We start from the raw sequence: 23,239 nt of genomic DNA on the forward strand, positions 1-23,239 counted from the left end.
CCGTTGGTGAATGATTTCCTTATTCGAAAATATAGGACAGGGCTTTGATCGCCTGGTCGCATGTTTCCACTGTAGCGTTCGCTTTGGCGGAAAGCTCCTTCAGTGGATGGTGCAGTTTCTCCGGCCGGATAATAATAGTAGGTTTGCCTGATGCCAGTGCACTGCTTGCGTCCATCGCCGTATTCCATTGCTTGTATTGTTCGCCGAACAGCGCTATGACCAGATCCGCTTTTTGCATCAATACGGTCGTCCGCAGATTATTGAAACTGGATGCAGCGGCATCTTTGGAAATCGCGTTCGGTTGTTCGCCCAGAATCTCTTCGCCGATATTGTCAGAACGGTCGTGGTTTTCCATCGGACCGACAAAATCGACCGGCAGATCGAGTGCCAGGGATTTCTTTTTGATTTCTTCACGCCATGTACTGTGAATTTCTCCTGCAAGATAAACGGTCAGTCTCATGATTCACCCTCCAAAACCCATTTCCTTCAGTGTATCATACTTCCCGAAAGGAGTGGCTTCAGACAATCATGCGCTCTTTTTTGAAAATGGGAACGGCTGAAAGCACATTCTCCATCTTGAAAGTACGCTTCTCTTTCCGCAAAAAGCAATACGCCTGGAACGTTTCACCGCTCACTTTCAGGACTTTTACACGGCGTTTGCTGATGTCCCCGTCATTTGCCATATACATCATATCGATCAGCTGCTGGTACTTAAAAGCCTTCAGGATCTGTGCTTTCATTTCATTTCCCTCCTTAACAATATTTAATAAAAGTGTTGAAAATCGATATTCCGCAAAACAGCTTCGCTTTCCATAAACCCATGCTCCTGCATCGCTGCGCTGTTTTGCTTCATACCTCTTGAGACATCTTTCAGCCACAAAAAGGTAAATAATATGCTATTTCTTTAGTTCAATTTATGAGATTAAAAATTTGCTGATACATATTACTTCTTCGCCGGTTTCGATACCAAGTTAACTCGGACCATCGTCCGAGTGGGTCTCTCAGAACTTCGCCAGCACAAGAGGGGACTCTGCCACCTTGTCTCATCTCCAGAAGTAAACTTCAGCAAAGGCGCGGTTCCGGATTGGCCGAAGCAATAAGACGAGTGTTCTTCTCGGCTTATTGCGGGAGGCAAGGTGTGCCATACGAAGATGGCGCCTCCTTTGCGACGAGCGTAGCGGTGGAGCATAATCTTTGCACTGTCCATAGCGCCAAAGCGTTATATCTATTTATATTTTATTTATACAGAACGCTTGTTCTCATTATAAACCTAATTACCCCCTAAAACAACTAAACAGAATCGTGTATAATGGAACGAACATATATTCTTTTCAGAGCAAAGAGAGGAGCCAAACCATGAAGATTTTTCACACGGCCGACTGGCATTTAGGAAAGCTCATCCAGGGGATTTACATGACGGAGGAACAGCGATACGCGCTGCAGCAATTTATAGATGCGATCAAAACGGAAAAACCGGATGCGGTGATCATTGCGGGGGACTTGTACGACCGCGCAGTGCCTCCTACAGATGCAGTCAATCTGCTCGACGAATTATTGGCGAAAATCGTTCTGGAACTTGAGACTCCAGTGCTAGCGGTCGCCGGGAACCATGACAGTCCGGGACGCCTCAATTTCGGCAGCCGCCTGATGAAAGATAAGGGCATTCACATTGCGGGGCATGTGAAAAAAGATGCGCAGCCGGTCGTACTCCAAGACGAACATGGCGAAGTGCATTTCCACCTGGTGCCGTATACCGATCCATCGATGGTCCGTTATATTTTCGATGATCCGGCGATCCGGACACATGATGACGCACTGAAAGCGATCACTGATCATATCAAAACGTCGTGGAACCCTTCAGTGCGCCACGTCTTTGTCGGTCATGCGTTCGTGACTTCCCATGGTGAACAGGAAGAGAATACAAGTGATTCCGAGCGTCCACTGGCGATCGGAGGGGCGGAGCACGTCAGCGCGGCCCATTTGGAAGAGTTCCATTACTCGGCGCTCGGCCATTTGCATAAAGCCCATTTTGTGCGGAATGAAACCATCCGTTACGCGGGGTCTCCTTTGAAATATTCAATTTCGGAAGAACATCACCAAAAAGGATACTTGGTGGTTGAACTGGATAGCGACGGAAATGCGACCATTGAAAAAAGGCTGCTGGAACCGCGCCGCAATATGCGCCGGGTGGAAGGCACAATTGATGAAATCCTTCGTCACGAAGTGAGTGAGGATTTTGTCTTCGTGACTTTGCTTGACGATGCGCCGGTCCTGTTTCCGATGGAGAAGGTCCGTTCCGTTTACCCGAACGCAATGCATGTCGAAAGGAAGAATTTTGTCAGGGAGGCATCGGAAGGTGACGGAGAGTCGCGCCGTCAGATGGATTCCCTGTCTTTATTCCATGCATTTTACGAAGAAGTGAAAGGCGAAAGAGCGACGGATGAAACTGCGGCGATTTTCGAAGAAGTGCTGCAGGAATTCCTGCAGGAAGAGCCTGCTGAAAAAGAAGAGGTGAAAGCATGAGACCTTTAAAATTGAAGCTGACAGCATTCGGCCCTTACAAGGAGACGGAAACAATCGACTTTAATGATCTCCGGGAAAATCGGCTGTTCGTCATTTCCGGCAGCACCGGAGCCGGAAAGACGACGATTTTTGACGGTATCTCGTTTGCGCTGTACGGCGGAGCAAGCGGTTCGGACCGCAGCGAAACGCGCAATCTGCGGAGTGACTTCGCGGATGATGCCGTGCATACCTGTGTCGAGATGGAATTCGAGATACACAATCAGAGATACCGGATTCTGCGCCAGATGCCGCACGTCAAAAAGGGGAATAAAAGCCCGACTGGTGAACGCTATGAATTTTTCGAGATTCATAAAGACGGCGAAAAGCCATGTGTGGAACGGCAGATCGTGTCGGAGATCAACCAGCGCGTCGAAGAGATCCTGGGGCTGACGCAAAATCAGTTCAGCCAGATTGTTATGCTGCCGCAGGGGGAATTCCGTAAATTGCTGACGTCTGAAACGGATAATAAGGAAGAGATCCTGCGCCGCATCTTCAAGACCGAACCGTATAAAATGATCAGCGAACGGCTGAAACAAAAGCGCGACGCGGCAAAAGAAGCGTATATGCTGGAAGCGCAAGTGCTGAACGGGCATCTTCGCAGCATCGGATCTTCGCTTCCGGAACGGGAATCCGAATTGTTCGAAGTGCTAGGGAGAGAACAGCCCAATATCCATCAGATCCTGTCGGCACTCCAGCTGGAAACAGCCTTTTATAAAGAGAAGATCGCGGATGACCAAATTCAGCACGAAACGCTGTATAAAAAGCATCAGGAAAAACTCGAAAGCTATCACGAGGCGAAAAAATGGAATGGACGTTTTGATGAAAAGCTTGAAAAAGAGCAGCGCTACAAAGCCTTGACGGAACAGCTGCCGGCAATCGCTGGAAAAGAAAAAGCGGTGCAGCAGGCGGAGCGCGCAGGTTTTATTGCCAATATCGAAAATCTTTACCGGGAACTTGGAGTCAATGAGACGGAAAAACGCAGATTGCTCGACCGGGCGGTGGAGGAAGCACAGCAGGCGGAACAGGCGAAACTGGCGGCAGAAGGGAAATTCCTCGAGCAGCAGGGCCGCGACGACGAGCGGTCGGCTGCACAGGACCGGGTGCTGCGTCTTCAGCAATTATTGCCGCAGGTGCAGGAGTTGGCGGCGAAAGAAAAAGAAGTCGCCGTTTTGAGCAGCGCCGCTCAGGACGCCGAACAGCGTTTTCAGGCAATCGAACAGCAATTAACCGCTAAAAAACAGCAGAAAATTGCTGCAGCCGAAAAGGTCAATGAACTGGAGAAACTGACCGACAGCTTTGACAGCAAGCCCGAAGAACTCAGAGCGGCAGAGGATCGCCTGCGCGTCGCCGGTGAATTGCTGGCTGTACAGACGGAAGTGGATGCCCAGCAAGCCGTGAGGGATCAAAAAGAAGCGGTATACAGCGAAGCGCTGACGAACTATAAAGAGATCGAAGAGAGCTGGTTTGCCGACCAGGCGCATCTTCTTGCTGAGCAATTGACAGACGGCGAAGCCTGCCCGGTTTGCGGCAGCCATGAGCATCCTGTAAAACACCAGGGAGCGCGGGGGGCGGCTGTTTCAAAAGAGCAGCTGGATCAGGAGAAATCCCGTTTGGATACGCTGGATAACGCTTACCGAAATGCTGCGGCGCGCCTTGTTTCATTGGATGAGCAGTGGAGCCGCAAAAAAGCGGAGGCGAAAGAGCGGGGCATTGCGGAAGCAGCTGAAGAGATAGCTTCGCTGGAGCAAGCCAAACAGCAATTAGAGGAAGATGTGCAAACATTGCAGCGCTGTAAAACGGAACTGCGCGAATGGAAAACGAAGCTTGCGGATTTGGTGGAGGAGACGGAGACAGCCGAGCAGAGCCGCTCGCTTCTCCTGATGGAAATGAATGATAAGAAATCCGCTGCTGAATCGGCGAAAGCGGTGCTGGCTGAAAAACTGGCGTCGATCCCGGAAGAGATGCGTTCGCTTGCCGTTCTGGAGCGGCGAATTCGCCAGGCAATCGCTGAAAGAGACGATATGGAGAGAGTCTGGAAGGCGGCACAGGACTTATTCCAGGGAGCGAAAGAACGTTTGGCTTCAGCAGCAATGGCGTTGCAGCATTCGAAAACGGCTGCTGACGAAATGACTGCCAAGCACCAAAAAGCGGAAGCGGAATTCAAGGATGCGTTGGAGAAATCGGAATTTGAAACGGAAGACGCGTACCAGCGGGCGAAAATGCGCGATTCGGACATGGAAGAGATGAAACAGCAGATCACGCGTTTCAACCAGGACCGCCACACCCTTGAGCAGCAGATCAGCGAGCTCACTGAACTGCTCGCTGGACGCAAAAATGAAGACTTGTCCCTGGTGGAAGCGGAACTCGAACAATTGAAAACCGATTATGAACAGGCGTTATCGAAGTTGAATCATTCGAAGGATTGCTGCGCGAAAGGCGAAGCTTTGATGGAACAGATCAACGGAGCTGTCGAAGGGGCGGCCGAAGCCGAAGCGCAATTGAACCGGGTGGCGGATCTGCACGATATGATCCGCGGACAGAACAGCCTCAAAATTTCGTTTGAGCGTTATTTGCAGATTGAATACCTGGAACAGATTATCCAGGCAGCCAATGAACGCCTGCGCAATTTGTCGAACGGGCAGTTCTATCTGATCCGCAGCGACAGGCAGGAAGCCCGCGGCAAACAGAGCGGCCTCGGCCTCGATGTCTATGATTCCTATACGGGGCAGACACGCGACGTCAAAACCTTGTCCGGCGGCGAAAAATTCAATGCCTCTCTTTGTCTGGCGCTTGGCATGGCTGACGTCATTCAAAGCTTCCAAGGAAATGTTTCCATCGACACCATGTTCATCGATGAAGGATTCGGTTCACTCGATGAAGAATCGCTGAATAAATCGATCGAGACATTGATTGATCTGCAGCGTTCCGGCCGCATGATCGGCGTCATTTCACATGTCCAGGAACTGAAGGCGGCAATACCGGCGATTCTGGAAGTAAGAAAGTCGAAGGAAGGCTTCAGTAAGACGAGTTTCCATATTAAATAGCAGGATTTCCGATTTAGAGTTTAAAACCCTTCCGGAGCGTGAATGGAGTAAGTAACAGGTAATTTCCGGAAGGTGATTGAATGGATTTGGTGTTATTCTTTATTCTCACAGCCGTCTATATCGGGCTGGTTGTCTGGGCAGTGGCAAGGCAGAAGAAATGGACGCTGATGGCGGCCGTTTATCTGGTGCTGTTCGGTTTGGTCTATGACAATGGCATTATTGCGCTCGGGAAATTCATAGGCGAAGGTGCGCTATTGGAAACGCTCAATGCCCTGCGTTTCTGGATCCATGCCTTACTGACGCCGGCATTGGTGCTGTTTTCGCTTGGTGCCCTGCGCGCTGCCGGAGTCGATTGGGCGAGAAAATCGTGGGCGCTCTACAGTGCAATTGCGCTTTTTATCATCGGGATTGTGATTGAAATCTGGCAGGTGACCTGGGGGACGGAACTGGAGCCGGTCAGGGAATATGGCGTCTTGAAATACGCTTCAGCTGAGGAGATTTCCGGACCGCCGGTAATGATCCTATTGGTATCAGCCGCTTTACTGATTGCGGGGGCGATTGTCTGGAAGAAGGCAGGCTGGCCGTGGATGTTCGCCGGTGCGGTCATCATGGGCATCGGCAGCAGCGTGACGATTCCGGTCGACAGTGCCGCTGTGACGAATATTTTCGAACTGATTCTCCTGACTTCGCTTGTGTGGACGAAGATCCATTTGGAAACAAAGCATACAACATCCGAAAGAGGTCCTACTCATGAATAAATTCAGCTACCGATCAAGATTATTATATTTCGGCTTGATTGCGCTCGCCAGTCTGGCATTCTTTGTGCTTCAGCTATACGCTGTACTGAACAGTGATACCGGAACCGGTTCATACGTTTTACTTGTATTATGGGGCCTGATGGTGGCATTTGGCCTGGGCGGGATGATTTACTCAATTTCAAGAAATAGAAAGGGACGCGGACGATGAGTCTGCGTTTTTCTTTATTTTTCGAAAAAAGTGAATTTAGCGGTAAGTTTGCAAATACAGGAGAAGGCAATATGTATGATAAAGTGTTTTTATCAGAAAAAGCGGGAGTGAAAAAGATGACAAAGAAATTGAATCCTGAAGAAGTCATAGGATTGATCGATAAAGGCGCGGATATCATCATTCCGATTGCCAACGGTGAACCGATCCAATTGCTGGATATGCTGGAAGAAAACGCGGACCGATTGCAGGACGTGAAGATCCATCAGATGCTGGCATTGCGCGAACGCAGTTACATTAAAGGCGAGCTGGCACAATTAAAGCATGTTTCCTATTTCCTGAGCGGCGCGACACGGAAAGTCTATCAGCAGGCTAAGATGGAATTGATCCCGAATAATTTCCACGAAGTGCCGAAGATGCTGAAGAAGGTTACGAAAATGTCGATGATCATGACAGTGGCATCCCCTATGGATGAGCACGGTTATTTCACTTTCGGCACACAAGCTGATTATATCGCTGAATTTGTCGGTGAAGTTCCATTTATCCTTGAAGTGAATGAGAACATGCCGAGAACTTATGGACAAAACCAGATCCACATCAGCCAAATCGCCGGTTTTGTCGAGCATCATGCACCGCTGATGGAGGAAAAAGCCGGAGAAATCAGCGATAAGGACCTGTTGATCGCCTCTTCGATCATCGAAGACATCAAAGACGGCGATACGCTGCAGATCGGCATCGGTTCAGTGCCGAACGCCGTCATCAGCATGCTGAAAGATCACCGCCATTTGGGCATCCATACGGAAATGCTGCCGGACGGAGTAGTCGATCTGATCAAAGCGGGAGCGGTCGACGGCACGCGCAAATTTACAAATCGCGGTAAAGTGGTCGCCACTTTCGCTTATGGTTCGAAGAAGCTCTATGATTTCATTGATAATAATCCGGTCGTTGAGTTCCTGCCGGTCAGTAAAGTCAATGACCCAAGGGAGATCGCGCTGGAGAAGAACATTGTCTCGATCAATGCCACGACGGAAGTGGATCTGTTCGGCCAATGTGCTTCTGAAACAGTCGGCGGCAAATATTATTCATCAAGCGGCGGGCAGATCGACTTTGCCCGAGGCGTGCGTTTTGCTGAAAACGGCAAAGGCTATATCTGCATGGCTTCGACTGTCAAAGGCGACACGATGTCGCGCATCAAGCTGAATCTGACGCCGGGCTCAGTGGTCACCACCGTCAAAAACGACGTGGATAATATCGTTACGGAATACGGCATCGCCCGTCTCCACGGCGTCTCCATCTCTGAACGCGCCAAGCGCCTGATCAGCATCGCACATCCGAATTTCCGCGAAGAGTTGCTGTTTGACGCGAAGAAGAACGGGATTATCATTTAACATAAGATTTACCTGACCCGGGGACAGCGCTGCTGTTTCCGGGTTTTTTTGAGGTAAAAATTTATTGTTCTATCCATATGAGTAAACCGCATTAATAGAGCGGATCGGGCGGCGGCAAAGCACGCCGCTGGATCGGTGGACTTCTCTTTTTTGTTAACAAAATTATGCAGATTAATTTTTCGTAGGTCAAATTAATGAAATAGAAAGTATTTGAGGAATTTTGGAAAGTATTTGAGCTGAATTGGAAAGTATTTCGCCCGTTTTGGAAAGTATATCCAAATAATGGGAATAAAGATTTCGCGGTCGTATCAAATCAGGGCTGATTTCCTTTTAGAAACTGCTGGAAATCGCAACGGACAGTATTTCAGCTCCAGTGGACAGTATTTCGATGCTAGTGGACAGTATTTCGCCTTTAGTGGACAGTATATCCAAAGAACTGGAAATTCGGACCGACAAATCCTCTCCATCGACAACACTTTCCTCGCTTTGCATGCCCCAGTGGATGGTTTTCGCGAAGCGAAGACCATCCAGAGAACATTTGCGCCAACAAATGTTCTTTCATTTCTATGATCTGTTGGTTTTTTGTGTGAGAAATGAGTCCGGATAGTATTTCTCATTTCCGGATAGTATTTTAGCCAATCCGGATAGTATTTTCAGAACCCGGATAGTATTATGTCCGATCCGGACAGTATATCCAAATAACTGGAAATTCGGCCCGGCAAATCCTCTTCATCGACAACATTTTCCTCGCTTTGCATGCCCCAGTGGATGGTTTTCGCGAAGCGAAGACCATCCAGAGAACATTTGCGCCAACAAATGTTCTTTCATTCCATCAATCAGCACTTTTCGTAGCCAGCAGAGTGCGTCAGCTTTACTTGGCCTCCAAAACCTAATATACTTACTTAGGTAAGTAATTCAAGAGGAGCGGTTCCCATGGAGAATTTATTGTTTCATGAAATCCATCAGAAATCCCGCTTGGCCATCAAGGAAGTCAACGAGGTGCTGAAGGAATATGGTTTATATAATGCACAATGGTCCGTCCTGTTCTGCCTGAAACAATTCGGGCCAATGACGCAGACGGAAATTTGGCAATACCTGAATGTCGAGGCACCGACTGTCACGCGGACGTTGTCAAAACTGGAGGAAAGCGGTTGGGCCGAACGGGTCGAAGGGACGGACAAAAGGCAGCGGATCGTCTGCCTGACGCCGAAAGCGGAAGCGAAAGTGGCGGAAATCGAGGACCGGGTGACCCGTCTTGAAACAGATATGCTGTCGGATTTGAGTCCGGCGCAACAGAAACAATTGCAGGACCTGCTCAAAAAAATAAAAGCAGGGACCCGCACGGAAAAGGATGTCTAGGATGACTAAAAGAAAACCGATTTGGACAAAGAGTTTTATCAATATATCCGTCAGTACATTTTTTGTATTTACGGTATTTTATGCATTGCTTACATATGTGCCGTTATATGTAGTCGAGGATTTGAACGGTACGGTGACGGAAGGCGGTCTTGCAACGTCGGTGTTTCTCGTCAGTGCCATCATCATGCGTCTCGGTGCCGGCATGATCCTGGATAAATTCGGCAACAGGGAAGTTCTTGTATTTTCTGTGCTGATGTTTGCTGTCAGTACGATTCTGTATATATTTGTCGGCACGCTGGCAGCACTCCTGCTGCTGCGGTTTTTCCACGGCATCTGGTTCAGTTTGCTGACGACGGTGGCGGGTGCGATCGCAGCTGATATTATTCCACCGGAACGGCGGGGTGAAGGAATGGGCTATTATGCCATCGCCATGAACCTGGCAGTTGTTGCCGGGCCGTTCATCGCATTGACGATGCAGCCGCTTGCCTCTCCAAAAACGATTTACACCGTTTTCGGCGTAATCATGATCATCGGGTTTATTTGTGCGTTGATGGTCCGGGTCGAAAAGATTCCAAAAGAAACGCTGGCTCCAAGAAAACTGAGCATCCATAATTTCCTGGAATTGAAGAGTATGCCGATTGCCAGCGTCGGATTTTTAATTTCTTTCGCTTATGCGAGCATCATCACGTTCATCTCCGTCTATGCGGCTTCCCTCGGTTTATTGCAGACAGCCAGCTTCTTCTTTGTTGTCTATGCGGTCGCCATGCTCATGGTGCGTCCGTTCACCGGCAGGATCTTCGACGGGAAAGGGCCGGATTATGTCATCATCCCATCAATCGTCATTTTTGCGATCGGCCTGTTTACGCTTAGCCTGACGGAAACGTCCTGGATGCTTCTCCTGTCCGGCGCGCTGATCGGACTTGGGTACGGCACATTGCTGCCTTGCTTCCAGACTCTCGCCATCCAGGCTGCGGATAAACACCGGAGCGGTTATGCGACCGGCACATTCTTCGCCTTCTATGACAGCGGCATCGCCGTTGGAGCGCTGGCGCTCGGTGTGATGGCCGGCACGCTCGGCTATTCGAAATTGTATCTCTTGCTCGCTGTATTCCTGCTCCTGATCGGGATCTATTATAAATGGATCAGTTCGAAATCTGCCGGATCCATTAAAATGTAACAGCGGTATAAATTTCATTTAATCAAGACTATGCCTTATACTGGGGAGACAGACATAAAGTCAAAAGGGGTTTATTTCCATGGCGCATAAACGAGCAGAATTATATAACTATCTAATGGGCAATAAAGAAAAAATGACGGAGGAATGGCTGGCCAGCCGTGTAAAAACAGATGGCTCCATGTATGCCGGCAATTCATCTCCACAGATTGAAAATCAGTTGAAGGCGCAAAACGGTGCTTTCATCGAAGCTGTGACGGGGGTATTCATCAGCGAAACAGATGGGGCCGGGGAAGCTTTGGAAAAATGGGTGGAGATGGTTGCAACTGCCCGTGCCCGCCAATCGGTTCCATTGTACGAAGTCATTGCCCAGATCCGGATCTTCCGAAAGATTTACTGGAGCTATGTGCGGAAATTCTTTGAGGAAAATGTTGAAGCCGACAGCAAGGATGCACTGGAATGGGCTGAGACCCTGAATAACTCGTTCGATTTTATAATTGAGCGGTTTGCCATCAGCCATTACGAAGCCGATCAGCGAATCCTTAACAGCCAGCGGGAAATGATCTATGAACTGAGCAGTCCGGTTATTCCAATCAAAAAGGGGATCGGCATCCTTCCGTTAGTGGGGGATATCGATACACACCGAGCGAAAATCATTTTGGAAACGGCGCTCGACCAAAGCGTGAAGCAGCAATTGGATACGCTCTACATCGATTTATCCGCAGTGGCGATTATCGACACGATGGTGGCACAGCAGATTTTCCAGGTCATGGCTTCATTGAAAATCATCGGCGTCGAATCTGTCTTGTCGGGCATCCGTCCGGAAATCGCCCAAACGGCCATCACTCTCGGCATCGATTTCAAAAACATCAAAGTCCATGCCAATCTGATGCGCGCATTGGAAACGCAGGCTTAATCCATGAACAATAAAAACCAGCCGCTGACAATTGTCAGCGGCTGGTTTTTGGTTTATTCTGTTCAACCTTTTCAAAGTACATAGAAATAGACTGCCAAAAAGTGGCACAGGCTGCCGAGCAGGATGAAGATATGGAAAATTTCATGGAACCCGGCATATTTGAATGACAGGAAATTCGGTTTCACACCGTAGATGATGCCACCGACCGTGTACATGATCCCGCCGCCGATCAGTAAGCCGAGGCCAGTCGCGGAAAGGCTTTCTGAAAGCGGTACGATGGCAATGACGATGATCCATCCCATGATGATGTAAATGGCGGTGGACAGCCAGCGCGGTGAATGGAACCACACCATTTTGAATAGGATGCCGCTCATTCCGAAAAATGCCACCAATCCGAAGACGACCCAGCCGATTGTGCCGCCCAGTGCAATCAGGCAGAAAGGGGCGTAGGATCCGGCGATCAGCAGGAAAATCATCGAATGATCCAATTTTCTGAGGAACGCGATGGTTTCAGGTCTTTCTTTTGCGGAATGGTAAACGGTCGAAGCCGTGTAAAGGGAGATCAAACTTGCCCCGAACAGGATGACGGATACGATCTGCAAGGTGGGCAAGCCTTCCGTACCCGCTTTCATTGTCATGGCCAAAAGAGCCGTGATTGACAGGAGCGCGCCGATTAAATGGGATATTGCATTGAAAGGTTCTCTGAAATATACATGCATATTCGTATCTCCTCTTCGTTATGTAGTTATTGAAACTACTTGTAATGATATATGTATTATAATTGGTAGTCAAGCTTGGCTGTTTTAAGGTTATGGTATAAAATTAAAGCAATAGCTTTAGCAAAGGGGGCGTTCCGAAATGACGGATGCCAAAGAGATCATTAGCCGCTTGGCGATGGACAAGCAGATTCCAGTGTCGGAAATACCGAAAATCGATCTATATATCGACCAGGTCATACAATTGTTCGAGAATGGTTTTTCTGACATGAAAAGAAAGCCGGACGAGAAGATTCTCACGAAGACCATGATCAATAATTATGCCAAAGGGAAATTGTTTTATCCCGTAACCAATAAAAAGTATTCCCGCAATCATGTCATGTTAATCAGCCTGATTTATCAGATGAAAAGTGTTTTATCGATTGCAGATGTGAAAAAAGTTTTGGCCGGCATCAATGACAGGGCGGCGAAGGAAGAACTGGACCTCAGTGAGTTCTACCAATGGTATCTGGAAATCCAGCAGCATGACGATGAACTGTTCAAAGCCAATTTTGAACAGCACGTCAAGAGAGTGGGGCAAAACCCGGTAAGTTCCGCCGGCGGACAGGAAGAAGCCGAGAAAGTGCTGCTCATCGCATCACTCACCCATATGAGCAATCTATACAGAAGAGCGGCTGAAATGCTGGTCGATGGCATGTCGGAAGGGGAAGATGTCTGATGGCGAAAATTTTGATCGATGCAGACGGCTGCCCGGTGGTCGGTGAAACCATTGAAGCTGCCCGTAAGTTTCAGCGCGACGTCATTCTCATATGCGACACCTCCCACGAGATGTACCGGGAAGGTGCCGAGACGATTACGGTTTCGAAAGGACCGGATGCTGTCGATTTTGTGCTGGTGAACCGTGTGAAGAAAGGGGATATCGTCGTGACGCAGGATTATGGCCTGGCTGCGATGGTCCTTGCCAAACAAGGTTATCCGATTGACCAGAACGGCCGGATCTATTCGGAAGAGAATATCGATCAGCTGCTGCACGGCCGGCATGTAGCCAAGAAAATCCGGGCAGGCGGCGGCCGGCTGAAAGGCCCTAAAAAACGAAAGCCGGAAGACAATGAATTATTCAAAGTGAAGCTGGAAGAGCTGATCCGAAATACGGTACCCGAATAAACGATGGACATTGCCTGCAGAAGGCGGTGTCCATCGTTTATTTAGTTTCCGCTCCGATGGAAGGAGTAAACTTCCTTCAATGGGGAATAATGAAAAAAACACGAAAACGGAGAGGGGATTGGCATGGATAAAGTATTGATCGTGGTGACGAACAGCTCCCGGCTTGGTGAAAAAGGGAAGAAGACAGGCTTGTGGCTCCGGGAACTGACGGATTTCTATCATTTGGTGCGGAAACAGTTTGCAGTGGACATCATCAGTACATCGCCTGACAGGGTTCCGATCGACCCGCGGAGTCTGATCGGTGCTGTTACGCATGGGCAGACCCGCCACTATTATATGGATGACGATTTCATGGTGCAGCTGAAGAAACCGCTGGTGCCGTCACAGGTGAATGCTGAAGATTACGCCGCGATTTACTTTACCGGCGGCCACGGCACGATGATGGATTTTCCGGACAATGAAGAATTGCAGGCGTTGACGCGGCAGATCTATGAACAGGGCGGCTACGTGACGGCCGTCTGCCACGGACCGAGCGGGTTGCAGAATGTCCGGCTGTCAAACGGCAGGTTGCTGGTGTCCGGCCATGTCGTCACAGGTTTTTCGGACAGGGAAGAGAAAATGATGGGGATGTATAAAAATATTCCATTTTCACTCGAACAGGTGCTGAAGGAGAGGGGCGGGCTTTTCAAAAAAGCCTCCATCCCGATGGCCCCATGCACAGTCATATCCGGACGCCTCATCACCGGCCAGAATCCGGCTTCGGCTAGGGGCGTGGCATACAAGCTGCTGAAAGAGCTTGAAGCGCTCGGTCAAACATAAAAGAAACAGAAAGGAGCACATGCGATGTCCATAATTCGGAAAGTGGTTACCGAAAACGCACCTTATCATGTCGGCCAGCAGGAAATTGTCCAGGTGGTCCGGAATTTATTCGGCGACCATTTTGATGATATTGAACGGTTGCTGCGGGTTTTTGGAAACGGCCAGATTGAAGGGCGTTATTCCGCTGCGCCGCTGGAATGGTTTGAAAAAGAGCGCGGTCTGGAAGAAAAGAACCGGCTTTATATAGAAGAAGCTGTGCGGATGGGCAGCCGGGTAGTCGAACGCTGCCTGGAGGAAACGGGCACTGCGAAAGAAGAAATTGATGCTTTCATATTCGTTTCGAGTTCAGGGATGGCGACCCCGACGATCGATGCGCGCATCATGAATGGACTGAAGATGCCGCCCCATATCAAACGCATGCCGATCTGGGGCCTGGGGTGTGCGGGAGGGGCAGCGGGGCTCAGCCGTGCCCATGATTATTGCCGGGCTTATCCAGACGCCAAAGTGCTTGTGCTGTGTCTCGAATTATGCAGCCTGACTTTTCAGCGTTCGGATCTTTCCAAGAGCAATCTGATCGGTACTTCGCTGTTCGCCGACGGTTCGGCCTGCGCGCTTGTTACAGGCGAACAGGCTGGCGGCGACGATACCGGATTTTTCATACACGATACCCAATCGACTTTGATGCCCGATTCTGAAGACGTAATGGGATGGGATGTGAAAGACGAAGGGCTGCATGTCGTTTTTTCACGTGATATCCCGAAAATCATCGAAAGCTAGCTGAAGCCGAATCTGGATCAATTTTTGGAGAAACTGGACAGGAAGCCGGAGGATATCGAACATTTCATCGCGCATCCAGGCGGCAAAAAAGTATTGTCCGCCTATGAAAAATCCTTGTCGATCGGGACCGGGAAAACGGAACATCCGAGAAATGTACTGAGGGATTTCGGCAATATGTCTTCACCGACCGTCTTATATGTGCTAAAAGAATTCATCGATCAACACCCGAATGCGGGGGAACAAGGGCTGCTGACAGCGCTCGGCCCCGGTTTCAGCTCAGAAATGCTGTGGCTGGAATGGAGGGAGAAGAGCGGATGACCTGGTTTTTTACTATTATTTTCATCTTTGTAATCGTGCAGCGGCTCGCAGAAATGCTGTATGCGAAATCCAATGAAAAACGCATGAAGCAGCAAGGGGCGATCGAATCGGGTGCTGCACATTATAAATGGATTGTGCTGCTCCATGTATTATTCTTCATCGCCTTGCTTGTTGAAGTGCTCTACTTGGATATTATGGAGACAGGTATCTGGTGGCTGTTCCTCGTCATTTTCATCGTGGCGCAGATTTTGCGCATATGGGCACTGGCGTCATTGGGGCAATTCTGGAATACCAAGATTCTGGTTCTGCCAGGGGCGGAGAAAGTCAGAAAAGGGCCATACCGCTGGATTCCGCATCCCAATTACATCGTCGTGGCCCTTGAAATCCTTTCATTGCCGCTGATTTTCGGCGCTTGGCGGACGGCGCTTGTGTTTACGATCGCAAACGCATTATTGCTCCTGCTCGTCCGAATTCCGGCTGAAGAAAAAGCCCTTCAGCAACTGGAGAATTAGGATGAATAATAAAAATCTTATAATTTGCTAGTTAGAATTGCATATTAAGGGTATACAAATAGATATGAAGAGAAATCAAGCTTTTATTTGGAGGGATTCGATGAAAAAATCAACGATGAATACAGTGATGGGCAGTGCATTAGCAGCCGCTGCAGGAGTTTTTGTCTTTAAAGCTTACCAGCAAAAGAACAATCCGAAAGTCGCTGAAGATACAGACATGCGCAATAGCACAGATGTCGACCGTAAAGAAAGTGTGAAGGCAGATGTGGATCCGGCTGAAAAAGGGCTGACGCAATTGGATTCTGCTTACCGCGACGAATGGCAGGCAAATGCAATTCCACAGACGCACAGAGAAATGCGTGAATTGGAAGAAGACAACTAAGAGCATTTAAAAAGAGCGAAAGTGGAGAAAGTCCCCGCTTTCGCTCTTTTTTTCGCTTTAATAACGGATAGAGTCCGGGAAGGAGAGAATGCTTTGTGGATTAGAAAAGCCTTTTTCGAATATGCCACAGCTGCCATATTGATCGTCATTTTTCTGTTTTTCCTGGGGAAAATCGATTATGCGCTCTGGCCATTCAAAGTCATCATTGCAACACTTTTTGCGCCATTATTAATAGCGGGTCTGTTCTATTATCTATTGCGTCCACTTGTGAATCTTCTGAGCCGTAAAGTTCCTAAGATTGCGAGTATCGGAATCGTTTTTGCCTTAATCGCCATCATCCTTTCAATTGGCGTTTATCTGTTTGGACCTACTGTCCAGGAGCAGGTACAGAGTTTCATGGAACTCGCGCCTGAAAGAGTGGAAGAGGTGACGGAGGAATCCGCCTCAGCGATGGACGATTTTGAATTCATGGGAATTCAGGGCACAGAAATACGAACCAGGGCGCTGTCATATGTTAAAGCCGCTTCTGATGGATTGCTGGATAACGTTGCAGGTGTGTTGACCACAATCGTGAATATTGCCGTCGTCATCGTCGTTGTGCCATTTATCCTTTTCTTCTTATTGAAAGATGACGAAAAACTGATTCCGCATATCACGAAATACCTGTCGGAAGAACGCAAACCGGAAGGGCGGAAATTGCTGAAGGATATGGATGCAACTTTAGCGGCCTATATCATCGGCCAGGCGCTGGTTGCGCTTACCGTCGGTGTACTGATGTACATCGGCTATGTCATCATCGGACTGGACTACGCTTTTACTCTGGCTATTTTTGCAATGTTTCTTATTATTATTCCGTTTTTGGGACCGATTCTCGGCATTTTACCGGCGCTGTTTGTGGCACTCGTAAACGGGGAACCTGTCATGGCGATAAAGGTGATCGTTGTATTGATTATAGTACAGCAATTGGAAGGCAATCTCATCACACCGAATATCATGGGCAACAGGCTGAATATCCATCCGCTGACCATCATCCTGCTATTGATGGTGGCTGCGGCGCTGTTCGGATTCATCGGTATCCTGATCGCCATTCCGCTGTATGCGGTGGTGAAAACGCTCGTCCATAATTTCAGGCTGTTCATGAGGTTGAGAAGGAAGCGGGAAGTGGCTGAGAAATTGAATTGAAGTGATGAAAAAAATCCTTACCGGAAAACATTCCGGTAAGGATTTTTTGTATTGCATGTTGAGGAGACTCCGACGACCCAGCTCTGCGGGCCATAAGCCAGTCTGAGCTGAACGGCAGTTTCCGCTATTCTTTACTCTTCGTCAAACACGTGGACTTTCGTCATTTTGTCGCCATTTTTCATTGCGCGCGCAATGTCTACGCCTGCTGCGTCGACTTTTCCGAAAACTGTGTGCACGCCGTCAAGATGCGGCTGCGGTTCGTGGACGATAAAGAATTGGCTTGAGCCAGTGTCTTTACCTGCATGAGCCATGGACAGGCTTCCTGCCTGGTGCTTGTGCGGGTTGTTGTCTGTTTCACATTTGATCGTTTTGCCGCTGCCGCCTGCACCAGTGCCGGTCGGGTCGCCGCCTTGGCTTACGAAGCCAGGGATGACGCGGTGGAAAGTTACGTCATTATAGAAACCGGAGTTTGCCAGTTCCTCAAAGTTTGCTACTGTATTCGGTGCTTCATTCGGGAAAAGTTCGAAATTGATGATTTCGCCGTTTTCCATGTGGATGTGGCCTTTTTTTGCCATTTAAAACATCTCCTTTTCGGTTTGTACAATTTCAAGTATAGCGAGTTTGGGCGGTTGTGTATAATGATTTGCCGCCTTACAAGGCTTTCAGCAAACCGCCGTCGACTACAAGTGACTGGCCGGTCAGATAAGAGTTGGCGGAAGATGCGAGGAATACGATGATTTTCGCAAATTCCTCCGGCTCACCCATGCGTCCCCTCGGGATCTGCTTTTCGGTATTTTCAATGACTTGTTCAAGCGTCAGGTTCTGTTTATCCGCTGCAATCCGGTTGAGTTCAGCGACCCGGTCCGTCGAAATTTTACCCGGTCCGACGGTATTGACCATGATATTGTCGCCGGCAACTTCGCGCGCCAGCGTTTTCGCAAAACCGACCATCCCGGCACGGAACGTGTTGGACAGGATCAGCCCATCGAGCACTTCTTTTGTCGAAGACGATGAGATATTGATGATGCGGCCGAATTGCTGTTCCTTCATATAAGGCAGCACTGCACGCGAAGTGCGAATATAGCTCAGCAGATTCTGGTCGAAAGCTTTATACCAGTCTTCATCAGTGACGCCGTCAAATCCGCCGGCTTTCGGTCCGCCGGTATTATTGACCAGCACATCTATGCGGACCGCTTTTTCGATAATAAAAGCAAAGAATTCGGCAATATCCTGTTCGTTCGTCATGTCGCAGGATTTATGGAATATCTGCTCATTCTCCGATTCCTTTATGATCTCTTCTGCGGTCTGCTGCAGTTTCTCTTCACTGCGGCTTGAAATGAAGACGATCGCACCTTCTTTTGCAAATTCCATCGCGGCCGCTTTTCCAAGCCCCTTGCTGGATGCCATGACGGCTACCACTTTATCCTTCAACCCTAAATCCATCTATCTTCACCCTTTCTGAATGGTTTACATGTCCAAGTTTACCGAATGCCCGGCTTGATTGCAGTAAAAGGGTATCGGCATTCTGAATTTTCTTACCTGTCTAGACTCCGTCTTATTAAGCGGGGGCCGTCGCTTTTCTGTTAAATCTCCATCAATAGTCCAATAGCGTGAAATAGGATAAAATATGATAGGATATAAATATGCTTATAATAGGAGTGTTTTAAAGATGGAAGAACGCGAGATTTATGATATTACGATTATCGGCGGCGGGCCAACGGGCTTGTTTGCTTCCTTTTACGGTGGTATGCGGAAGATGAAAGTGAAGATTTTGGACAGCCTGCCTCAGCTTGGCGGACAGTTGACAGAACTTTATCCTGATAAATATATTTACGATGTCGGCGGATTCCCGAAAGTGCTGGCAAAAGATCTGGTGGATAATCTGACGGAACAGGCTAAATACGCCGATCCGACAATTTGTCTTGAAGAAACAGTATCAGCTGCAGAACGTCATGGCGACCATTTTGTCATCCGTACCGATAAAGGCGAACATTATTCGCGGACGATTTTATTGACTGCAGGGGTCGGAGCGTTCCAGCCGCGTAAAATTGCGGTTGAAGGGTCTGAAGCATTTGAAGGGAAAACACTGCATTACGGAGTGAAGGACCTGACGATGTTCAGCGGCAAAAAAGTTGTCGTACTGGGCGGGGGAGACTCTGCAGTCGACTGGGCGATGATGCTTGAGAACGTGGCTTCCCACGTTACATTGAGCCACCGCCGTGAAAAAATGACAGCGCACGAAGCCAACGTGGACACATTGATGGCATCAAGCGTCGATGTGAAAAAACCATATGGCATCAAGGAATTGGTCGGAGAGAACGGCGAAATCCGTGAGCTGGTATTGATGGATAAAGAAGGAAATGAAGAGCGCCTTGAAGTTGATCATGTCATCGTGAACTACGGAAATGTAACTTCGCTTGGGCCACTGAAAGACTGGGGCCTTGAGATGGAGAAAAGTTCCGTTGTCGTCAACTCAAAAATGGAGACGAGCATCGAAGGCATCTATGCAGCCGGAGACGTTGCCACTTACGAAGGAAAAGTGAAGCTGATTGCTGTAGGTTTCGGCGAAGCGCCGACTGCCATCAACAACGCAAAAGCATACCTGGATCCGAAATCCAAAATCCAGCCGCTTCACAGCACAAGCGTATTCAAATAAGTTGAAGCATTTCCGCTGGCGACAGTGGAAATGCTTTTTTTATTCCCATATAAATGGGAAACAACCATGCCGATCACAAATGGGGATATAGCGATCATAAAACCCATTATGCCGATCACAAATGACCCTATGCCGATCATAAAACCTATTATGCCGATCACAAAATCAACCACGCCCCCTTTTTTATTCCTCTAAAGCCCTTATTTGTAAAATTTATACAATAAAATCCGGAAAAAACAGCTTCAAACGACGAAATCTTAACCAACGATGCAACAATCATTCAAAAATCCCCCCAAAAAGAGCATTTCCCTATTTAAAATGGAAATGCTCTTTATTCGACTCAAATTCTGCCCCTTTTTGATTTCTTAGCCAGCGGGTCCTGTGAAGCTGCTTTAATAAATGCAGCGCCCATCAGCAAGATGACCACTGAAAAAGGGAGGGCCGCTATAATGAGGATGTTCTGCAGCCCTTCTGTCCCTCCGGAAAAAACGACGATGGCGGCGACCGCGGATTGAATCAGTCCCCAGGTGATTTTGACGAGGTTCGGGGGATTGATCATGCCGCCGGTAGTCTGCATGCCCAGCACAAAAGTCGCGGAGTCGGCAGAGGTGATAAAGAAGATGGCCACCACGAACAAGGTCATGATCGACATCAGGATCCCGAGCGGATAATTCTGCAGCACGGCGAAAGTGGCGGTCTCCAGGCTGTATTCCGAAATTTTCGCGATGCCGGATTGTTCCAGATTCAAAGCGGAAGCGCCGAATACCGCGAAGAAGATGAAGCAGACCAGGGATGGAACCAATAAGACGCCGAGAATGAATTCCTTGATCGTCCGGCCGCGGGAAATGCGGGCGATGAAAATGCCGACAAATGGCGCCCATGAAATCCACCAGGCCCAATAAAAGATTGTCCAGCTGTTTACCCAGGCGCGGCGATCCAGATTCAGCGGCTCCAAGTGGAAGCTCATCATGAAGAAATTCGACAGGTAACCGCCCAGGCTATTTGTAAACATATTGAGAATATAAAGCGTAGGGCCGGCGAATAATAAGAGGGCCACCAGGACGAAAGCGAGCACCATATTGATATTGCTCAGGTATTTGATGCCTTTGCCGATTCCTGACCAGGCCGAGAAGATGAATAGGACGGTTGCGACTGCCAATATCAGCAATTGGAATGGAAATGTATTCGGGGTGCCGAGAAGGAAATGCATTCCTTCATTGATCTGCGCGGAACCGAATCCTAAAGTGGAAGCAACTCCCACGATGGTGGCAAAGACCGCCAGCACGTCGATCAATTTGCCGAGTGGACCAGCCATCCGTTTTTTTCCGAACAGCGGAACCAATGTTGCGCTGATGAGGCCGGGCGCATCATTATGGAATTTTGAATAGGCCAGAGCCAGGGCGACAAGGCCGTAGACAGCCCAGGCATGCAGGCCCCAGTGGAAAAATGAAAATTGCATGGCTTCCGTTATCGCTTCATTTGTACCTGTTTCTGCCCGCGGAGCACTGAGGAATGCATGGGAAATCGGTTCTGAAGTGGTCCAAAAAACAAGGCCCATCCCCATTCCGGCACTGAAAAGCATGGCAAACCAGGAAAGCAGGGAGAATTCGGGTTTATCCTCAGACTTTCCGAGTTTAATAGAAGAAAAGCGTGAAAAGATGAGATAAATGCAAAAAAGAAGTATCAGGAAAACGGTCATTAGATAGTACCAGCCGAAGGTCTTGGATATCTGAGCGGTGAGGCCGCCGCTGAGTTCGCTGAAACTCAGCGGGGCAGCAGCTCCCCAGATGACCAGCGCAACACAGGCGGCAAGTGAAATCCAGAAAACGGATGTAACATTTTTCAAATCGTCGCCTCCTTTCCGTTTAGTGATTGAAACCTATTTCTTTTATAGTCTGCTTTAGCCTATTTCATCGTCCCATAAACTTTGGTGGCCGTTCAATTGCCAGGTCCTTTCCTCCAATTATCTCGAACTCCGAATACATAGTTATATTACATCCTGTAATATTTCACACTTTCACGTAACGTAATTGTTAAATTTGAACTGTCGTTTTGTCATTGGAATGAAATGTTTAGGTGTTATAGTGTGACTTGTGTTAGTGAAAAGGAGGAATTTCATTTTATGAAAAAACATATCGTTGCACTAACGGCAGTAGCAGCTCTTAGTGTAGGCGCAGCAACAGCAGCAAGCGCAGACTCAAATTATACAGTTAAATCCGGTGACACTCTGTGGGCCATCTCTCAGGCGAACAACGTTTCAGTAAGTGACTTGAAAGGCTGGAATGACCTTTCATCAGATCTTATCTTCCCGAACCAGCAGCTTAGCATTGGGGGAGAAACGCAAAAAGAAGAAAAAGCAGCAGTGGCATCATCATCTTATACAGTCCAAAGCGGTGACACATTGTACCGTATCGCAGTCAATCACGGAATTTCGTTGGACCAGCTGATGAGCTGGAACGGAATTACAGGCCACTTGATCTATCCTGGTGACAAATTGGTAGTGAGCGGCGGAACGCCAATCTCAGTTCCTAAAGCACCGGCTCAATCTTCAACACCGGCACCGGCACAGTCAACTGCACCGGCAAAAACTTCAGCACCGGCACCAGCAGCGCAATCCGGTAAAGAAATGCAAGTTTCAGCAACAGCTTATACTGCATACTGTGCAGGATGCTCAGGCATCACGGCAACAGGCATCGACTTGCGTTCGAACCCGAACCAAAAAGTTATCGCAGTAGACCCTACAGTTATTCCACTTGGATCAACAGTCTGGGTTGAAGGCTATGGTACAGCAATCGCCGGCGACACTGGCGGAGCTATCAAAGGAAACAAAATCGATGTGTTCATCCCGTCGAGAGATGCAGCTCTTCAATGGGGCCGCAAAACTGTAACAATCAAAATCCTGAAATAAGAATTACCAGCTACAAAGCCGAGGTGTCCATTCCCTTGGCCTTTTTTATTGCCAAAATTTGAAGCATGACGGTCTAGCTTCTTCTATATAAGTTGAATTAATAATATTGAATAATCGATATTCCGCAAAACAGCTTCGCTTTCCTGGCTGCTTGCGCCGAGCCCACTCGGACTCGTTTCACTTCGTCCGAGTGGGTGCCGGGCGCTGCGCTGAAACTGTTGGGAATCTTTGCACTGTCCATAGCGCCAAAGCGACATTTCTGTTATTTCCTTAATTCAGCTTATATAGTTGAAAGAAGATTCCGAAAACTGCTGGTAATTGGCTGCGGCATTCTATACACTGAAAGAGAACGATGATGAAAAGTGTAATCCGATGAATGGGAAAAAATACGTACCATAG

Annotated in this window: 23 protein-coding genes and 1 pseudogene; 17 read left to right on the top strand and 7 right to left on the bottom strand. The window is 48.5% G+C overall.

The genetic code is table 11. The features are described from left to right. Nucleotides 1-19: 19 nt before the first annotated feature. A complete protein-coding gene (locus tag IQ294_RS10840; RefSeq protein ID WP_203334056.1) occupies nucleotides 20-460 on the bottom strand; it encodes a YtoQ family protein in 441 nt (146 codons plus the stop codon). Between the two features lie 58 nt (nucleotides 461-518). Then, nucleotides 519-740 (bottom strand): transcriptional regulator, encoded by a 222-nt coding sequence (locus IQ294_RS10845; RefSeq protein ID WP_203334057.1) that lies wholly within the window; start codon nucleotides 738-740, stop codon nucleotides 519-521. 616 nt (nucleotides 741-1,356) lie between these two features. Between IQ294_RS10845 and IQ294_RS10850 the strand changes: the two genes are divergently transcribed. The 8 genes from IQ294_RS10850 (at nucleotide 1,357) to IQ294_RS10885 (ending at nucleotide 11,406) form a co-directional block, all read left to right on the top strand. Beyond that, the gene (locus IQ294_RS10850) at nucleotides 1,357-2,523 is read left to right on the top strand and encodes an exonuclease SbcCD subunit D (RefSeq protein WP_203334058.1); all 1,167 of its coding nucleotides are present in this window, start codon (nucleotides 1,357-1,359) and stop codon (nucleotides 2,521-2,523) included. Further along, entirely contained in the window at nucleotides 2,520-5,606 is a 3,087-nt protein-coding gene (locus IQ294_RS10855) for an AAA family ATPase (protein WP_203334059.1), read from the top strand. Before IQ294_RS10850 ends, IQ294_RS10855 begins: the two co-directional genes overlap by 4 nt. Nucleotides 5,607-5,686: 80 nt before the next feature. After that, a complete protein-coding gene (locus tag IQ294_RS10860; protein WP_203334060.1) occupies nucleotides 5,687-6,364 on the top strand; it encodes a phospholipid phosphatase in 678 nt (225 codons plus the stop codon). Next, complete coding sequence (locus IQ294_RS10865; protein ID WP_203334061.1) at nucleotides 6,357-6,572, top strand: hypothetical protein; 216 nt, start codon at nucleotides 6,357-6,359, stop codon at nucleotides 6,570-6,572. The genes IQ294_RS10860 and IQ294_RS10865 overlap by 8 nt, the downstream gene beginning before the upstream one ends. 116 nt (nucleotides 6,573-6,688) lie before the next feature. After that, nucleotides 6,689-7,957 (top strand): acetyl-CoA hydrolase/transferase family protein, encoded by a 1,269-nt coding sequence (locus tag IQ294_RS10870; RefSeq protein WP_203334237.1) that lies wholly within the window; start codon nucleotides 6,689-6,691, stop codon nucleotides 7,955-7,957. 933 nt (nucleotides 7,958-8,890) lie between these two features. Continuing rightward, entirely contained in the window at nucleotides 8,891-9,316 is a 426-nt protein-coding gene (locus IQ294_RS10875; protein WP_203334062.1) for a MarR family winged helix-turn-helix transcriptional regulator, read from the top strand. 1 nt (nucleotide 9,317) lies between these two features. Next, entirely contained in the window at nucleotides 9,318-10,493 is a 1,176-nt protein-coding gene (locus IQ294_RS10880) for an MFS transporter (RefSeq protein WP_203334063.1), read from the top strand. Between the two features lie 79 nt (nucleotides 10,494-10,572). Then, the gene (locus IQ294_RS10885; protein WP_203334064.1) at nucleotides 10,573-11,406 is read left to right on the top strand and encodes an STAS domain-containing protein; all 834 of its coding nucleotides are present in this window, start codon (nucleotides 10,573-10,575) and stop codon (nucleotides 11,404-11,406) included. Nucleotides 11,407-11,477: 71 nt separating this feature from the next. Here IQ294_RS10885 and trhA read toward each other — a convergent pair whose 3' ends face one another. Next, a complete protein-coding gene (trhA, locus tag IQ294_RS10890) occupies nucleotides 11,478-12,125 on the bottom strand; it encodes a PAQR family membrane homeostasis protein TrhA (RefSeq protein WP_203334065.1) in 648 nt (215 codons plus the stop codon). Between the two features lie 139 nt (nucleotides 12,126-12,264). Here trhA and IQ294_RS10895 point away from each other — a divergent pair, with 139 nt between their 5' ends. The 7 genes and pseudogenes from IQ294_RS10895 (at nucleotide 12,265) to IQ294_RS10925 (ending at nucleotide 17,276) form a co-directional block, all read left to right on the top strand. Continuing rightward, nucleotides 12,265-12,840: a DUF1836 domain-containing protein gene (locus IQ294_RS10895; RefSeq protein WP_203334066.1), complete on the top strand. Its 576-nt coding sequence runs from the start codon at nucleotides 12,265-12,267 to the stop codon at nucleotides 12,838-12,840. Beyond that, a complete protein-coding gene (locus IQ294_RS10900; protein WP_203334067.1) occupies nucleotides 12,840-13,286 on the top strand; it encodes a YaiI/YqxD family protein in 447 nt (148 codons plus the stop codon). The genes IQ294_RS10895 and IQ294_RS10900 overlap by 1 nt, the downstream gene beginning before the upstream one ends. A 123-nt stretch (nucleotides 13,287-13,409) precedes the next feature. Beyond that, on the top strand, nucleotides 13,410-14,105 hold the full coding sequence (locus tag IQ294_RS10905) for a type 1 glutamine amidotransferase domain-containing protein (protein WP_203334068.1): 696 nt from the start codon (nucleotides 13,410-13,412) through the stop codon (nucleotides 14,103-14,105). Between the two features lie 24 nt (nucleotides 14,106-14,129). Then, nucleotides 14,130-15,200, top strand: a pseudogene (locus IQ294_RS10910) (type III polyketide synthase). Further along, nucleotides 15,197-15,712, top strand: coding sequence for an isoprenylcysteine carboxyl methyltransferase family protein (locus IQ294_RS10915; RefSeq protein WP_203334069.1), 516 nt, complete (start codon nucleotides 15,197-15,199; stop codon nucleotides 15,710-15,712). The pseudogene IQ294_RS10910 and the gene IQ294_RS10915 overlap by 4 nt, the downstream one beginning before the upstream one ends. Nucleotides 15,713-15,812: 100 nt before the next feature. Further along, nucleotides 15,813-16,094 (top strand): hypothetical protein, encoded by a 282-nt coding sequence (locus tag IQ294_RS10920; protein ID WP_203334070.1) that lies wholly within the window; start codon nucleotides 15,813-15,815, stop codon nucleotides 16,092-16,094. A 93-nt stretch (nucleotides 16,095-16,187) separates the two neighbouring features. Beyond that, nucleotides 16,188-17,276 (top strand): AI-2E family transporter, encoded by a 1,089-nt coding sequence (locus tag IQ294_RS10925; RefSeq protein WP_203334071.1) that lies wholly within the window; start codon nucleotides 16,188-16,190, stop codon nucleotides 17,274-17,276. A 131-nt stretch (nucleotides 17,277-17,407) separates the two neighbouring features. On the opposite strand, the gene IQ294_RS10930 is transcribed toward IQ294_RS10925, so the two are convergent. Together IQ294_RS10930 and IQ294_RS10935 are read right to left on the bottom strand one after the other, a co-directional pair. Next, the gene (locus IQ294_RS10930; protein WP_203334072.1) at nucleotides 17,408-17,851 is read right to left on the bottom strand and encodes a peptidylprolyl isomerase; all 444 of its coding nucleotides are present in this window, start codon (nucleotides 17,849-17,851) and stop codon (nucleotides 17,408-17,410) included. Nucleotides 17,852-17,927: 76 nt separating this feature from the next. Next, complete coding sequence (locus tag IQ294_RS10935) at nucleotides 17,928-18,719, bottom strand: SDR family oxidoreductase (protein WP_203334073.1); 792 nt, start codon at nucleotides 18,717-18,719, stop codon at nucleotides 17,928-17,930. 226 nt (nucleotides 18,720-18,945) lie between these two features. Between IQ294_RS10935 and IQ294_RS10940 the strand changes: the two genes are divergently transcribed. Further along, complete coding sequence (locus IQ294_RS10940) at nucleotides 18,946-19,932, top strand: NAD(P)/FAD-dependent oxidoreductase (protein WP_203334074.1); 987 nt, start codon at nucleotides 18,946-18,948, stop codon at nucleotides 19,930-19,932. Here the strand turns inward: IQ294_RS10940 and IQ294_RS10945 are convergent. Together IQ294_RS10945 and IQ294_RS10950 are read right to left on the bottom strand one after the other, a co-directional pair. Then, entirely contained in the window at nucleotides 19,908-20,105 is a 198-nt protein-coding gene (locus tag IQ294_RS10945; protein ID WP_203334075.1) for a hypothetical protein, read from the bottom strand. The two genes, IQ294_RS10940 and IQ294_RS10945, sit on opposite strands and share 25 nt — an antisense overlap. 167 nt (nucleotides 20,106-20,272) lie before the next feature. Then, complete coding sequence (locus IQ294_RS10950) at nucleotides 20,273-21,778, bottom strand: BCCT family transporter (RefSeq protein WP_203334076.1); 1,506 nt, start codon at nucleotides 21,776-21,778, stop codon at nucleotides 20,273-20,275. A 276-nt stretch (nucleotides 21,779-22,054) separates the two neighbouring features. On the opposite strand from IQ294_RS10950, the gene IQ294_RS10955 reads away from it, so the two are divergent. Beyond that, nucleotides 22,055-22,840: a LysM peptidoglycan-binding domain-containing protein gene (locus tag IQ294_RS10955; protein WP_203334077.1), complete on the top strand. Its 786-nt coding sequence runs from the start codon at nucleotides 22,055-22,057 to the stop codon at nucleotides 22,838-22,840. The last annotated feature ends 399 nt before the right edge of the window (nucleotides 22,841-23,239 follow it).

The sequence above is a fragment of the Planococcus beigongshangi genome (assembly GCF_016820495.1).
Taxonomy (GTDB): Bacteria; Bacillota; Bacilli; order Bacillales_A; family Planococcaceae; genus Planococcus; species Planococcus beigongshangi.

Coding starts and splice junctions, on each gene's coding strand:
- IQ294_RS10840 (WP_203334056.1), bottom strand. CDS start 460: ATGAGACTGACCGTTTATCTTGCAGGAGAAATTCACAGTACATGGCGT.
- IQ294_RS10845 (WP_203334057.1), bottom strand. CDS start 740: ATGAAAGCACAGATCCTGAAGGCTTTTAAGTACCAGCAGCTGATCGAT.
- IQ294_RS10850 (WP_203334058.1), top strand. CDS start 1,357: ATGAAGATTTTTCACACGGCCGACTGGCATTTAGGAAAGCTCATCCAG.
- IQ294_RS10855 (WP_203334059.1), top strand. CDS start 2,520: ATGAGACCTTTAAAATTGAAGCTGACAGCATTCGGCCCTTACAAGGAG.
- IQ294_RS10860 (WP_203334060.1), top strand. CDS start 5,687: ATGGATTTGGTGTTATTCTTTATTCTCACAGCCGTCTATATCGGGCTG.
- IQ294_RS10865 (WP_203334061.1), top strand. CDS start 6,357: ATGAATAAATTCAGCTACCGATCAAGATTATTATATTTCGGCTTGATT.
- IQ294_RS10870 (WP_203334237.1), top strand. CDS start 6,689: ATGACAAAGAAATTGAATCCTGAAGAAGTCATAGGATTGATCGATAAA.
- IQ294_RS10875 (WP_203334062.1), top strand. CDS start 8,891: ATGGAGAATTTATTGTTTCATGAAATCCATCAGAAATCCCGCTTGGCC.
- IQ294_RS10880 (WP_203334063.1), top strand. CDS start 9,318: ATGACTAAAAGAAAACCGATTTGGACAAAGAGTTTTATCAATATATCC.
- IQ294_RS10885 (WP_203334064.1), top strand. CDS start 10,573: ATGGCGCATAAACGAGCAGAATTATATAACTATCTAATGGGCAATAAA.
- trhA (WP_203334065.1), bottom strand. CDS start 12,125: ATGCATGTATATTTCAGAGAACCTTTCAATGCAATATCCCATTTAATC.
- IQ294_RS10895 (WP_203334066.1), top strand. CDS start 12,265: ATGACGGATGCCAAAGAGATCATTAGCCGCTTGGCGATGGACAAGCAG.
- IQ294_RS10900 (WP_203334067.1), top strand. CDS start 12,840: ATGGCGAAAATTTTGATCGATGCAGACGGCTGCCCGGTGGTCGGTGAA.
- IQ294_RS10905 (WP_203334068.1), top strand. CDS start 13,410: ATGGATAAAGTATTGATCGTGGTGACGAACAGCTCCCGGCTTGGTGAA.
- IQ294_RS10915 (WP_203334069.1), top strand. CDS start 15,197: ATGACCTGGTTTTTTACTATTATTTTCATCTTTGTAATCGTGCAGCGG.
- IQ294_RS10920 (WP_203334070.1), top strand. CDS start 15,813: ATGAAAAAATCAACGATGAATACAGTGATGGGCAGTGCATTAGCAGCC.
- IQ294_RS10930 (WP_203334072.1), bottom strand. CDS start 17,851: ATGGCAAAAAAAGGCCACATCCACATGGAAAACGGCGAAATCATCAAT.
- IQ294_RS10935 (WP_203334073.1), bottom strand. CDS start 18,719: ATGGATTTAGGGTTGAAGGATAAAGTGGTAGCCGTCATGGCATCCAGC.
- IQ294_RS10940 (WP_203334074.1), top strand. CDS start 18,946: ATGGAAGAACGCGAGATTTATGATATTACGATTATCGGCGGCGGGCCA.
- IQ294_RS10955 (WP_203334077.1), top strand. CDS start 22,055: ATGAAAAAACATATCGTTGCACTAACGGCAGTAGCAGCTCTTAGTGTA.